General features: G+C 61.5%; 13 protein-coding genes. 9 read left to right on the plus strand and 4 right to left on the minus strand.

What is annotated here, in order from left to right:
- Positions 1–238 precede the first annotated feature (238 nt).
- Together LRS56_18700 and LRS56_18705 are read left to right on the plus strand one after the other, a co-directional pair.
- Entirely contained in the window at positions 239–1,546 is a 1,308-nt protein-coding gene (locus LRS56_18700; protein ID WDU60878.1) for an MFS transporter, read from the plus strand.
- Positions 1,543–2,301, plus strand: a complete 759-nt coding sequence (locus tag LRS56_18705) for a substrate-binding domain-containing protein (protein ID WDU60879.1) — start codon at positions 1,543–1,545, stop codon at positions 2,299–2,301. Before LRS56_18700 ends, LRS56_18705 begins: the two co-directional genes overlap by 4 nt.
- Here LRS56_18705 and LRS56_18710 read toward each other — a convergent pair.
- Positions 2,293–3,195 carry a LysR family transcriptional regulator gene (locus LRS56_18710; protein WDU60880.1) on the minus strand — a complete coding sequence of 301 codons (903 nt, stop codon included), beginning with the start codon at positions 3,193–3,195 and terminating at the stop codon, positions 2,293–2,295. The two genes, LRS56_18705 and LRS56_18710, sit on opposite strands and share 9 nt — an antisense overlap.
- 212 nt (positions 3,196–3,407) lie before the next feature.
- Here LRS56_18710 and LRS56_18715 point away from each other — a divergent pair, with 212 nt between their 5' ends.
- The 7 genes from LRS56_18715 (at position 3,408) to LRS56_18745 (ending at position 9,753) form a co-directional block, all read left to right on the plus strand.
- On the plus strand, positions 3,408–4,259 hold the full coding sequence (locus LRS56_18715; GenBank protein WDU60881.1) for an STAS domain-containing protein: 852 nt from the start codon (positions 3,408–3,410) through the stop codon (positions 4,257–4,259).
- A gap of 2 nt (positions 4,260–4,261) precedes the next feature.
- A complete protein-coding gene (locus LRS56_18720; protein WDU60882.1) occupies positions 4,262–4,624 on the plus strand; it encodes an STAS domain-containing protein in 363 nt (120 codons plus the stop codon).
- Positions 4,621–5,025, plus strand: a complete 405-nt coding sequence (locus LRS56_18725) for an ATP-binding protein (GenBank protein WDU60883.1) — start codon at positions 4,621–4,623, stop codon at positions 5,023–5,025. Before LRS56_18720 ends, LRS56_18725 begins: the two co-directional genes overlap by 4 nt.
- Positions 5,016–6,023 (plus strand): ATP-binding protein, encoded by a 1,008-nt coding sequence (locus LRS56_18730; GenBank protein ID WDU60884.1) that lies wholly within the window; start codon positions 5,016–5,018, stop codon positions 6,021–6,023. The genes LRS56_18725 and LRS56_18730 overlap by 10 nt, the downstream gene beginning before the upstream one ends.
- Complete coding sequence (locus LRS56_18735) at positions 6,016–6,879, plus strand: ATP-binding protein (protein ID WDU60885.1); 864 nt, start codon at positions 6,016–6,018, stop codon at positions 6,877–6,879. Before LRS56_18730 ends, LRS56_18735 begins: the two co-directional genes overlap by 8 nt.
- Positions 6,869–8,803, plus strand: coding sequence for a response regulator (locus LRS56_18740; GenBank protein ID WDU60886.1), 1,935 nt, complete (start codon positions 6,869–6,871; stop codon positions 8,801–8,803). The genes LRS56_18735 and LRS56_18740 overlap by 11 nt, the downstream gene beginning before the upstream one ends.
- A gap of 86 nt (positions 8,804–8,889) precedes the next feature.
- Positions 8,890–9,753, plus strand: a complete 864-nt coding sequence (locus tag LRS56_18745; GenBank protein ID WDU60887.1) for a hypothetical protein — start codon at positions 8,890–8,892, stop codon at positions 9,751–9,753.
- A 46-nt stretch (positions 9,754–9,799) separates the two neighbouring features.
- On the opposite strand, the gene LRS56_18750 is transcribed toward LRS56_18745, so the two are convergent.
- From LRS56_18750 to LRS56_18760, 3 genes are all read right to left on the minus strand, one after another.
- Positions 9,800–11,425, minus strand: a complete 1,626-nt coding sequence (locus LRS56_18750; protein ID WDU60888.1) for a methyl-accepting chemotaxis protein — start codon at positions 11,423–11,425, stop codon at positions 9,800–9,802.
- 185 nt (positions 11,426–11,610) lie between these two features.
- Positions 11,611–11,859, minus strand: a complete 249-nt coding sequence (locus LRS56_18755) for a hypothetical protein (protein ID WDU60889.1) — start codon at positions 11,857–11,859, stop codon at positions 11,611–11,613.
- A gap of 239 nt (positions 11,860–12,098) precedes the next feature.
- Positions 12,099–12,383, minus strand: coding sequence for a DUF3077 domain-containing protein (locus LRS56_18760; GenBank protein WDU60890.1), 285 nt, complete (start codon positions 12,381–12,383; stop codon positions 12,099–12,101).
- Between the last annotated feature and the right edge of the window lie 518 nt (positions 12,384–12,901).

A 12,901-nucleotide genomic window follows, 5' to 3' on the forward strand; every position in this document is an offset into this window, starting at 1 on the left:
CGGGCTTGCTCGCGAAGGCGGTGGGCCGGCCAACACCTTGGTTGACTGACACGCCGCCTTCGCGGGCAAGCCCGCTCCCACAGTTTGACCGTATGCGTCTTCGACTAAGCGGTCGATTGATAGCCAATGCACATCAATCCATCCAAATTTGTCACTTATCATTTCTAAATGTGTCAGCCACTATTCCAGGTCTTAAGCGAAACAAGCACTTTAAAAAGAACGCTGGAGACACAAAACCATGACTAGCCCTACCCGGCCCGACTCTGCCCGTTCGAAAGTTGGTGCGGTATTCCGCGTTACTTCGGGCAACTTCCTCGAACAGTTCGACTTCTTTCTGTTCGGTTTCTACGCCACCTACATCGCTGCCGCCTTCTTCCCTGCCGCTAATGAGTTTGCGTCATTAATGATGACCTTCGCCGTGTTCGGCGCGGGCTTCCTGATGCGTCCACTGGGCGCGATTATTCTGGGTGCCTACATCGACGATGTCGGTCGCCGCAAAGGGCTGATCGTGACCCTGTCGATCATGGCCAGCGGCACGCTGCTGATCGTGCTGGTGCCGGGCTATCACACCATTGGCCTGTGGGCGCCGTTGCTGGTGCTGTTGGGCCGCTTGCTGCAAGGCTTCTCGGCCGGTGCGGAACTCGGCGGTGTGTCGGTGTACCTGTCCGAAATGGCCACCCCCGGCCGCAAGGGTTTCTATACCAGCTGGCAATCCGGCAGCCAGCAGATCTCCATCGTGGTCGCCGCCGCACTCGGCTATGGCCTGAACGTGTGGATGGAACCGGCCGTGGTGGCCGATTGGGGCTGGCGCATTCCGTTTGCCATCGGTTGCGTGATCATCCCGTTCATCTTCATCCTGCGTCGCAACCTGCAAGAAACCGAAGAGTTCGCCAACCGCAAACATCGCCCGACCATGCGCGAAGTGCTGGCGACCCTGGTCAAAAACTGGACCGTGGTGATCGGCGGCATGCTGATGGTGGCGATGACGACCACCGCGTTCTACCTGATCACCGTCTACGCCCCGACCTTCGGCAAAACCGTGCTGCAACTGAGCACCTCCGATGCACTGCTGGTGACCTTGCTGGTGGCCGTGTCGAACTTTGTGTGGCTGCCGATCGGTGGCACCTTGAGCGACCGTTTCGGCCGCAAGCCGGTGCTGGTCGCCATGACCGTGTTGACCGTTCTCACGGCTTACCCGGCGCTGTCCTACGTAGTAAACGCCCCAAGCTTCGGCCATATGCTGGAAACCCTGCTGTGGTTCTCCTTCCTCTATGGCATGTACAACGGCGCGATGATCCCGGCCCTGACCGAAATCATGCCGGTTGAAGTGCGTGTGGCGGGCTTCTCCCTGGCCTACAGCCTGGCGACTGCGATCTTCGGTGGTTTTACCCCGGCGATTTCCACCTGGTTTATCCACATCACCGAAGACAAAGCCTCGCCGGCCTACTGGATGATGTTCGCCGCGCTGTGCGCCCTGTGCTCGACCCTGGCGCTCTACCGCCGCGCTAACGCTCGCGGGCAGGTGATGCAGGGAGCCGCACAATGAAGGTGCTGTTCAAGACCCTGACGGCCCTGGCCCTCGGCGCCCTGGCGCTGACGGCCCAGGCCGAACAGCTCAAGGTGATGACCTCCGGTGGTTTCACCGCCGCGTATAAATTGCTCGGCCCGCAATACGCCCAGCACAGCGGCGACAGCCTGGATACGATCCTCGGCCCGTCGATGGGCAAGGCGCCGGAAGCGATTCCCAACCGCCTGGCCCGTGGCGAACACGCCGACGTGGTGATCATGGTCGGCTACGCGCTGGATGAGTTGATCAAACAGGGCAAGGTCGACCCCGCCTCCCGCGTGGAACTGGCGGACTCGCGCATTGGCCTGGTGGTGAAGGAAGGCGCGGCAAAGCCTGCGATCGGCACCGACGCCGAACTGAAAGCCGTGCTGAGTAAAGCCAAGTCTGTGGCGTACTCGGACAGCGCCAGCGGCGTGTACGTCGAGAAGGAGTTGTTCAAGAAACTCGGAATGCCCGCCAAGGGCACCATGATCGAACGCATCCCGGTGGCCGAGCAGGTCGCCAAGGGTGACTACGAGGTGGGCTTGCAGCAAGTGGCGGAGTTGTTGCCGGTGAAGGGTGTGACTTACGTCGGCAAGATCCCGGAAGACGTGCAATCGGTAACGCGCTTTGCCGCGGGCATACCGGTCAACGCCGAACACCCGGCGCAGGCCAAGGCGCTGCTGCAGTTCCTGGCCTCGCCCGAGGCGCAACGGGTGGTGCAATCCACCGGCCTGGACTCGGTGTCACGCTGACCGGAACGGCATCTCCCGCACCAACCGCTCCAGCTCCAGCGCCGCCGGTGGCAATGTCCGCCCGCGGCGCTTGATCAAGCCCACATTGCGCATCACCTGCGGCTCCACCAGCGGCACGCTCAGCAGGATCGGGTGATCGCACGCCGGCATGGCAATCGACGGCACCATCGCCACGCCCAACCCCGCCTCCACCAGCCCGATCATCGTGGTCACGTGGTGCGTCTCGCAGATACTCGGTTTTTTCACCCGCACGCCACGTAACGCCTGGTCCAGCAGGAAGCGGTTGCCCGAGGTTTTATCCACGGTGATGTAGTCGTGCTCATAGGCCTCGGCCCAGGTCACGCTCTCGCGCCCGGCCAACGGGTGATCGCGCCGACACGCCAGCACGTAGCGCTCCTGCAACAGCAGCTCGAACTCCACTTCATCGGCCAGGCTGCCGCTGAAGCTCACGCCAAAATCCGCCTCGCCACTTTCCACCGCATTGCACACCTCACCGGCACTCGCATCCAGCACTCGCAGGCGAATCTTCGGGTACAGCTTGTGGAATTCGGAGATCACGTGGGGCATGAAGTAGTACGCAGTGGACGGCACGCAGGCAATGGTCACGTTGCCCATGCGGGTGGACGCGACATTACTGATGCCCATCAAGGCAATGTCGAGGTCGTCGAGCATGCGCTCGACCTGCGGCAGGAAGGCGCGGCCTACCATGGTCAGGCTGACCCGCCGTGTGGTGCGTTCAAAGAGCTTCACATCCAGCGCCGATTCAAGCTTTTCGATACGCCGGCTGAGGGCCGGCTGCGAGATACGGATGGCCTCGGCGGCGCCGCGAAAACTGCCCTTGTCTACCACGGCGCGGAAGGCTTGGAGGTCGTTGAGGTCGAAGTTGATGATCACGGGGGGAGCCAGTTGAGTCGGGAATGGGCGGCATTATCCTCTGGCTGTTGAGTGCACGCTAACTAAACAGGGCAGGCGAACCGTAAATTCGCCTGAAGCGCCCGCCACAGGCGGCTTACGGCGAATGAACGAAATCCGCCGAAACAATTCTAAATCGCTCAATTTAGTATAAATTGACTGTCATTCATTCAAGACATCCAAGGAGGCTACCTGTGGCAACTCTGCAAGCTCATACCATCCAGGCACTGCACACCCATCGCCCTTCCCTGTTGACTGAATGGGTTGCCAGCCTCGAAGCTTCAGGGGCCACACGCAACCTCAAGGCCGAGGACGCCAGGCAGCAGGCCGGCGACTTCCTCAACCTGATGATCGCCGCACTCCAGCACGGCGGCTCCCAGCAGGTCGGCCAGGAAGTCTGGGCCGAGACCCGGGTGTTTCTGGAAAAACTCTCCCACAGCCGAGCGCTGATCGGCCAGGACTCGCAACAGACCGCCAGCTTTATCTTCGCCCTCAAGGGCCCGCTGTTCGCCTTGCTGCAGCGTGAATACGCCGAGCAACCGGCGCAACTGGCCGAACAGCTGTGGGAAATCTCCGAGCTGCTTGATGCGCTGGGCATGCACACCATCCGTACCTTCCAGAAATCCCGAGAGTCGGTGATCAAGCGCCAGCAGGAAGAGCTGCTGGAACTGTCCACCCCCGTGGTCAAGCTGTGGGACGGCGTGCTGGCACTGCCGATGATCGGCACCCTGGATTCGCAACGCACCCAGGTGGTCATGGAATCGCTGCTGCAACGCATCGTCGACACTGGCTCGGAAATCGCCATCATCGACATCACCGGTGTGCCGACCGTGGACACCCTGGTGGCCCAGCACCTGCTGAAAACCGTGACCGCCATCCGCCTGATGGGCGCTGACTGCATCATCAGCGGCGTGCGCCCGCAAATCGCCCAGACCATCGTGCACCTGGGGCTGGACCTGCAAGGCGTGGTGACCAAGGCCAACCTGGCGGACGCCCTGGCGCTGGCCCTCAAACGCCTGGGCGTCAGCGTCAGCAAGGCTGTTTAAGCATGGAACGCATCCCTATTTTGCAGATGGGCGAATTCCTGCTGGTGACCATCCAGGTCGACATGCATGACCAACTCGCGCTGACCTTGCAGGACGACCTGTCCGAACGCATCAGCCGCACCTCGGCGCGCGGTGTATTGATCGATATCTCGGCACTGGACATGGTCGACTCGTTTATCGGCCGCATGATCGGCACCATTTCCGGCCTGTCGCGCATCATGGATGCGCAGACCGTGCTGGTGGGCATGCAACCGGCGGTGGCCATTACCCTGGTGGAACTGGGCATGACCCTGCCTGGCGTAGCGACCGCGCTGAACGTGGAGCGCGGCATGAAACTGCTGCGTGACCGGGTAGACCACTCATGACCCAGGCCAGCAGTGGCACTCACCCAGTGCTCATCGAACAGGACGTGGTGCTGGCCCGACAATTGGTGCGCAAGCTGGCCCAGGACTGCGGCATGCGCCTGATCGACCTGACCAAGCTGGTGACCGCCGTCAGTGAGCTGGCGCGCAACACCGTGGTGTACGGCGGCGGTGGCTATATGGATTGGGCGGTGGTCGAGAAAGACCACCGACCCGGCCTGCGCCTGACCTTTCGCGATGAAGGGCCGGGCATCCCCGACCTCAAGTTGGCGATGACCGACGGCTGGACCTCCGGCAGCGGCCTGGGCCTGGGTTTGACCGGCGCCAAGCGCCTGGTGAACGAGTTTGAACTGGATACCGCACCCGGCAAGGGCACCCGCGTGACGATCACCCGATGGACGTGAATATTCCCAGCGCCTTGACCCAGGTGCTGTTGATCGAAGATGTCAGCCAGATCGGCCATGCCCGGCGCACCGCGCAACAGCTTGCCGAGCAATTGGGGTTTGACGAAACCGACGCCGGGCGCGTGGCGCTGGTGGCCACCGAGCTTGCCAGCAATATCCTCAAGCACGCCGCCCACGGCGAACTGCACCTGCGCGCCACCGGCAACCAGGGTGTAGAGATGATTGCCGTGGACCGTGGCCAGGGTTTTGATCTGGACAGTTGCCTGGTGGACGGCTTTTCCACCGGTGGCACCCAGGGTATCGGTATGGGCGCAATCGCCCGCGTGGCCCAGGTGTTCGATGTGTTCGCCGATCAGCGCGGTACGGCGATGCTGGCCCGCCTGTACCCCCGGTCATCGGCCGCGAAGGATATCCGCTACGGCGTCAGCCAGCATTCCCTGCACCACGACCCGGCCTGCGGGGACGCCTGGCACCTGGCAATCGAACCCGGCCGCTTCAGCGTGATGGTGGCTGACGGCCTGGGCCATGGCAGCGAAGCCGAGCGTGCGGCGCACGCCGGTGAAACCGTATTTGCCGCTGATGCCTTTCAGGACGCGCAGGTGTTGTTCAACGACCTGCATATCGGCATGACCGGCACCCGCGGCGCCGCCGTGGCCGTGGCTCAGTACGACGCCACGGCCGACAGCCTGCGCTTTACCGGGGTGGGCAATATCGGCGCCAGCCTGATCGGCCTCGGCAAGTCACGCGGGCTGGCCTCCCACCCGGGCATCGTCGGCGTGCAGTTTCGCAAGGCGCAGCCCTTCGACTACGCTCAGGTCACCGGCCAGCTGCTGATCCTCTACAGCGACGGCCTGCAGTCACGCTGGAACCTGGCCGACTACCCCGGGCTCTCCCACCGCCACCCCGCCCTGATCGCCGCCATCTTGCACCGTGATTTCTGTCGCGGCCGGGATGACGTCACCGTGTTCGTGATTGCCCTGGAGGCCATCGATGGCTGAAACCACTGTCCCCCTCGAAGAGCAGGTGCAACGGCTGCACCAGGAAGCCGATGCGCTGCGCGCCGAACTGGACGAAACCAACCAGGGCGTATTGGCGCTGTATGCCGAGCTTGACATGCAGGCCGACCAACTGCGCCAGGCGTCGGACCTGAAAAGCCGCTTCCTGTCGTACATGAGCCATGAGTTCCGCACCCCCTTGGGCTCGATCCTGAGCATCACCAGCTTGCTCGCCGATGAGCTCGACGGCCCGTTGAGCGCGGAGCAACACACCCAGGTGGGGTTTATCCGCAGTTCGGCACGCGAGCTGCGCGAAATGGTCGACGACTTGCTGGACCTGGCCAAGATCGAGGCCGGGCGCATCACCATCTCACCGGCCTGGTTTGACATGTTCGACCTGTTCTCGGCGTTGCGCGGGATGTTCCGGCCGATTGTCGACGCCTCGTCGGTGGACTTGATCTTCGAAGAACCGGTCGGCTTGCCCAAGCTCTACACCGATGACAAGAAGCTGGCGCAGATCCTGCGCAACTTCATCTCCAACGCCCTGAAATTCACGGTGCAAGGTGAAGTGCGGGTTTCGGCGCACAGGGTCGGCGAGCAGGAAATCCGCTTTGCCGTGCACGATACCGGCCTGGGCATCCCTGCCGAACTGCACAACAACCTGTTTGAGGATTTTTCCCAAATCGACTCACCGTTGCAAAAACGCCTGCGCGGTACCGGCCTGGGGCTGTCGCTGTGCAAACGCTTTGCCGAGCTGCTCGGCGGTCAGGTCGGCGTGGAAAGCACCCCTGGCGTGGGCTCGATGTTCTTTGTGATCATTCCTCTTTCCATTAATGGCGGGCCTGTTGATGAATCGTGACATCCAACTGCTGATCGTCGACGACAACGCCGCCACCCGCTATGCCCTGCGCCGCCGCCTGGAGAGCCATCACTACCACGTGCTCGAAGCCGGCACCGGGCAGGAGGGGCTGGACCTGATCGCCAGCGAAAAAATCGATGGGCTGATCCTCGACGTCAACCTGCCGGACATGAGCGGCTTCGACATCGTGCGCGTGTTGCGCGCCGATCCGATCACGGCCCTGCTGCCGGTGGTGCATGTGTCGGCGGCCTCGATCGAGACCGGCGATATCATCACCGGCCTGGACGCCGGTGCCGATGCCTACCTGATCCACCCGGTCGACCCCGATGTGCTGCTGGCGACCCTGCGCACCTTGCTGCGCGTGCGCGACACCGAATATGCGTTGCGTGAAAGCGAGGCGCGCTTTCGCGAGATTTTCTTCAATATCAGCGCGCCGATTGCGGTGATGGATGCACAGCTCAAGGTCCACGAATGCAATCACGCCTTCGCCCAGCTGATTCACGACAACCTCAACCCCGATGCCCTGCTCGAGTGCTTTGCCGCCGATCAGCTCACCGTCATCCAGGAGCTGTGCCAGCGCCTGGCGGCCGGTGAACGCTGGAAGGGCACGCTGCAAATGAAGGTCGACGGCCAACTGCGCGAGACCGAATGGCAGATTTCGCCCTATCGTCGCGCCGAATTGAGCCTGGTGTTTGTGGAGGATGTCACCGAGCACCGTCACCGCGAACGCCACCAACAGGCCGAGCTGGCCAACGCCACCAACCAGCTGGCACGGACCGAGGCGCAGTTGTTGCAGGCGCAGAAAATGGACGCCCTGGGCAAGCTGACCGGCGGCATCGCCCACGACTTCAACAACCTGCTGACCGGGATTATCACCAGCCTGGAGCTGATCAAAAAACGCATCGAAACCCAGCGCACCGACAAAGTCGTGGGCTACGCCGATGCGGCACTAAGCTCGGCCCTCAGCGCCGCTGGCCTGACCAACCGCCTGCTGGCCTTTGCCCGCCAGCAACCGTTGGACACCCGGCCGATCGATATCAACGCGCATATCCGCTCGCTGGAGGAACTGCTGGTGCGCACCATCGGCGAACATATCGCGCTGAAGCTGGAACTGACCACCAATCCCGCTGTGGCGATGGTCGATCCGATCCAGCTGGAAAGCGCGGTACTCAACCTGGTGATCAACGCCCGCGACGCGCTGCCCAAGGGCGGCAATATCTGGGTGACCACATACCCGGCCTACTCCAACGGCAACCTGAAACTGGAAAACGGCCCCTACATTGCCCTGTCGGTGCGCGATAACGGTGTGGGCATCGACCACAGCGTCATCGATAAAGTCTTCGACCCCTTCTTCACCACCAAGCCCGTGGGCCAGGGCACCGGGCTGGGCCTGTCGACCATCTACGGGTTCGCCCGCCAGTCGGGTGGCGACGCGCTGATCCGCAGCGTCACCCGCCAAGGCACCGAAGTGACCATCATGCTACCCGCCGCCAGCGGCCCCGCCAGCACCGCGACCAAGCCATTGGCGGCTCCCGGCCAAAGCAGCGGCGAGCACGTGCTGATCGTGGAAGACATGCCCTCGGTGCGCAGCTTTGTCGCCGAAGTACTGATCGACGCCGGCTACCGCTGCAGCCTGGCCGCCGATGCTGACGAAGCGATCGCCAACCTGCGCAGCGACCCCAGTGTCGACCTGTTGCTCACCGATGTCGGCTTGCCCTATATGAACGGGCGCGAACTGGCGGACATCGCACGCGAAATGCATCCCGCGCTGCCGATTCTGTTCATGACCGGCTACGCAGAGAATGCGGCGAATCGGCAGAGCTTCCTGGGTGAAGGCATGGACCTGATTTCCAAACCCTTCCATATCGACGAGTTGCTGGAGAAGATTAGGCGTGGGCTGGAGGGGACTGCAGGCGCCGGTTAACGGGGACGTCGGCGAATTGCGGGGTGATGTTTGGCGACATGCTTGCTACCGTGTTCAGCCTCTCGATCCGTGACCGGCATTAAGCAATGATCCGAATTTTCAAAACCGCAGTGTGCACACTCGGCCTGCTGTGCGTCGCCGCCCTGGGCTTTTTCGCCTGGCAGAGTTTCTACCCCGTGAGCGCCGCCACCGCGTGGAGCTACCAGGTGGTGCACAGGGATGTGCCCAAGGCCGCATCGCTGATGCCCATGGACGATGGCTCGCTGATGGTCAGCCAGGAACTCGACAAGGGCAAGGGCAGCATCGTACGCATCTACCCCAACGGCACCCGCGAAGTGGTGGTGGGCAACCTCTCCAAACCCGACGGTATGCTGGCCACCCGTGGCGGCTGGGTATTCAGCCAGGAGGCCCTCGACTCCCCCGTCAGCTTCCTCAAGGATGGCACCGTCACCGAACTGTTCAGAGGCGAAAACGTGCAGGGCCTGTGGGACGACGGTGACGACCTCTACGCCCTGGAAGACCGCCGCGACGAAGGACGCGTCCTGCGTTATCGCTGGAGCGACCAGAGCCTGAGCGTGGTACGCGCTGGCCTCGATGAGGGCGAATCAATCATCCGCTGTACCGATGGGCGCATGCTCTACACCAAGAAAAGAGAAGGCATGGTGCGCGAACTGACCGACGACGGCAGCGACCCAATGGTGGTGGGCGGGCTGAACCAGCCGACATTCCTGATGTGCGATGCGCGGGGTTTGTGGATCAACGAAGACGCCACCCATCGTGCGCGGTTGTTGCTGATCGACAAACAGGGGCGCCAACAGACGATCTTGTCGTTTTTGAAGGCGCCGCAGTCGATTGTGCCGACGGCTCGCGGGACTTATCTGGTGGCGGAAGGCGGGCGTGATCGGGTGTTGGAATTGACGCCGATACCGTTGAAACGGAGTAACCCATGAACATCCGACCTATCCACACGGAACAGGACTACAGGGACACGCTGCACTACAGCTGAAACCGTGCAACCGCCTCGTTCAGCGAGACCGCCAATTGAGCCAGCTCACGGCTTGAGCCATTGATCTGCCCCGCCCCGGACGACGATTGGGCCGACAGGTCGCGAATATTGACGATATTGCGGTCCACTTCCTTCGCCACTTGGGCCTGCTCTTCCGCCGCACTGGCGATGACCAGGTTGCGCTGGTGAATCTGGTCGATGGAGTCGGTGATCTGGCTCAACGCGCCCCCCGCGCCTTCCGCCAGGGCCAAGGTGTCAGTGGCACGCTGGGTACTGGATTGCATCGAGGTCAGCGCCTGGGTGGAACCGGTACGCATGGCGGTCACCATCTGGTCGATCTCAAGGGTCGATTGCTGGGTGCGATGGGCCAGCGCACGCACTTCGTCGGCCACCACCGCAAAGCCGCGCCCGGACTCACCGGCCCGCGCCGCCTCGATGGCCGCGTTAAGGGCCAGCAGGTTGGTCTGCTCGGCGATGGAGCGGATCACATCGAGCACCTTGCCGATATCCCGCGATTGCTCGGCGAGGTTCTGCACCAGGGTCGAGGTCTCACCGATGTTGGTGCTCAAGGCCTGAATCGCGCTGACCGTTTCGCCCACGCGGTGCTGGCCCTCGCGCGCCGTCTCATTGGACAGGCGTGTGGACTCGGAGGTAGACACCGCATTGCGCGCCACTTCATCTGCCGCCGAGGTCATCTCGTTGACCGCGGTGGCTGCCTGCTCGATTTCCGCGGTCTGCTTTTGCAGGCTGCGACTGCTTTGATCGGTGATGCCGTTCAGGTCGGTGGCGGATGACGCCATCTGCCCCGCCGACTGGCGAATCAGTTGCAAGGTGCCACGCAGGTTGGCTTGCATGGTCTTGAGTGCCACCAGCAGACGGGTCACTTCGTCGTCGCCGCTCACGTCCACCGTTTGGGTCAGGTCACCCTGGGCCACGTTCTCCGCAGCCCGCACCGCGAGGCTCAACGGGCCGACGATGCTGCGCGTGAGCAACCAGGCCAGCAACACGGTACTCAAACCCGCGACGATCACAAAACCGAACACCATGGTGCGCGAACGGCTGTACTGCGACTCGGCCGTCTGGCCCTGCTGGTTGATCTGGGCGTTATAGTAGTCCGACAGGGCATTGAGCTGGGCACCGGAGCCGTCCACCACGGTTTTCATGTCCACCAGCAACAACTTGTTGAGCTCGGCGCCCTGCTGCTTGTCGGCGAGCACAAATGACTGGGCCAGCCCCTGCTGGTACTGACGCAGCGAGACCTGGAACTGGTCATAGAGCGTGCGCACTTCGGGGGTGTCGATCACCGCGTCGAGGTCGGCCAGGCGCTTGGTCAGGTCCTGGCTGCGAGTGTCCATCTGGCTACGGTATTGCGGGATGCTCGCGGGGTTCGGGTCCAACGCCATACGCAAAGAAATCGTACGAATGCGCAACATGATTTCACGAATGTCCGCCACCAGCCGCATCTTCGGCACCAGCCCACTTTCCACCTGCACCGCACTCGCACGAATACTGGCCATATTCGACAGCGCGAAAAACCCCAACAGGGCCACGAGCAAAGCAATCAGGGCAAAACCCAAACCCGCACGGCGGGCGATGGACAGGCTGCGAAGGGACATTTCGGGGGACTCTCTTATAAGAAATATGATGTCGTATGAGAGTTTCGGCCTGCGGGGGCAGGACTTTAGCGGTGCTCAATAAAAGTGCTACATAAGATTTCCACACCCCACCACTTGGAAACAAAAAACCCGTAGCGCGTTCCGCTACGGGCTTTTTTACGCGATGGCGCAGCGCATTCTCAGTATCAGCGTTCTTTATTGGCTTGGGACAGCACCGAGGCCGCCAGGGACTTCGTATCCTCGCTGTATTTACCGCTCTGCAGCGCCTTACCGGCCTTCTCTTCCATTTCTGCACTGGTCTGCTTGTCGGTACCCGTCTGCGCCAAGGCTGACGCGGCCAGGCTTTTGGCGATGACTGAGGCGTTTGGGTTATTGAGGGTTTCTGCGGCCAGGGTGGCCATCTTGTCGGAGGTTTTTTTGGTGTTAGTGCTCATGGTGCATTTCCTTTGCAGTTTGAGGATGACAACCCGGAAAGTCGTCGCAACCGAAAGATAGTGAGTTCGAGCGGGAGGTACAACGCGCTACTTGTAGGCATCGTTGTGGAAATTTGTACGAAAGGAGTGAGTGTTTTGTAGGGAGCTAGAAAACCAGCAGCTCTATGCAGAACACAAACCAATAAAAAGCCTGCTGAGCGTTGAGATCAGCAGGCTTTTTCCGTTTCAGATTCAGGTCATTATTTGCCTGTTTTATACGTCGGGAAAGTTCGCTCAAGCACAGCATCTACCAGCGTCTGGGCATTCACGATCAATTGCGCCAGGCCCATGATCACGGGTGACTGCGTGCTGCCCGGATCTTCGGCGCTTTGGTAGGCGGTTTGAAGTGCTGATGCGAGGATTTCGGAGGCGTTGGCCAGGGCTTCTTCGGTGTCGACGTCGGCGTTTCCGTGGAAGATTTTGCGAAGCTCGTCTTCGGAAGTGGCATGGAAAGCATCGGTAGGGTTGGGGGTGATCTTTTTCATGATGTAACTCCACGTCATGAAAAGAAGCTACCACTCCCTGCTGTCAAACAGGATTGGATGGCAGCCGTACGCGGGTTGACAGACCGCAAACGTGGAAACCCGGCGCACCCGAAGATGCCCCACGCACAGCCGCCATAACAGATCGGCACAGATAGGAGTCTGGAACCAAGTTTGGGGATGCACAGAGATCGCACGTTATTCGGTCTGTCAAAACCGGTCGCCATGAGGGCGACGGCGGAAGGTTGGCGCCCTGCCTCAGCCAGTGCAAGCCCGTGCGGGGGTTGCAGAGCCTGTGTAACGATAATCACGATTTTGGAAATGCTCGGTAATGAGTGTTCGTGCAATGAAGCTTGTGTACCCAAGCCTCTGGGCTAGCCTCAAAAGGATCGCTGGTGTACTGACACCGGATTTAGGAGCTTCTATGACAAATGGACATTGTGATGCGGTAACAAGGGTGTATGCGAACGCCATACGTCCCGACAGCCTTGCCAATAGGCCCCTCTTGATCCAATGTAATG

This window comes from Pseudomonas poae, assembly GCA_028869255.1.
Taxonomy (GTDB): Bacteria; Pseudomonadota; Gammaproteobacteria; order Pseudomonadales; family Pseudomonadaceae; genus Aquipseudomonas; species Aquipseudomonas poae_C.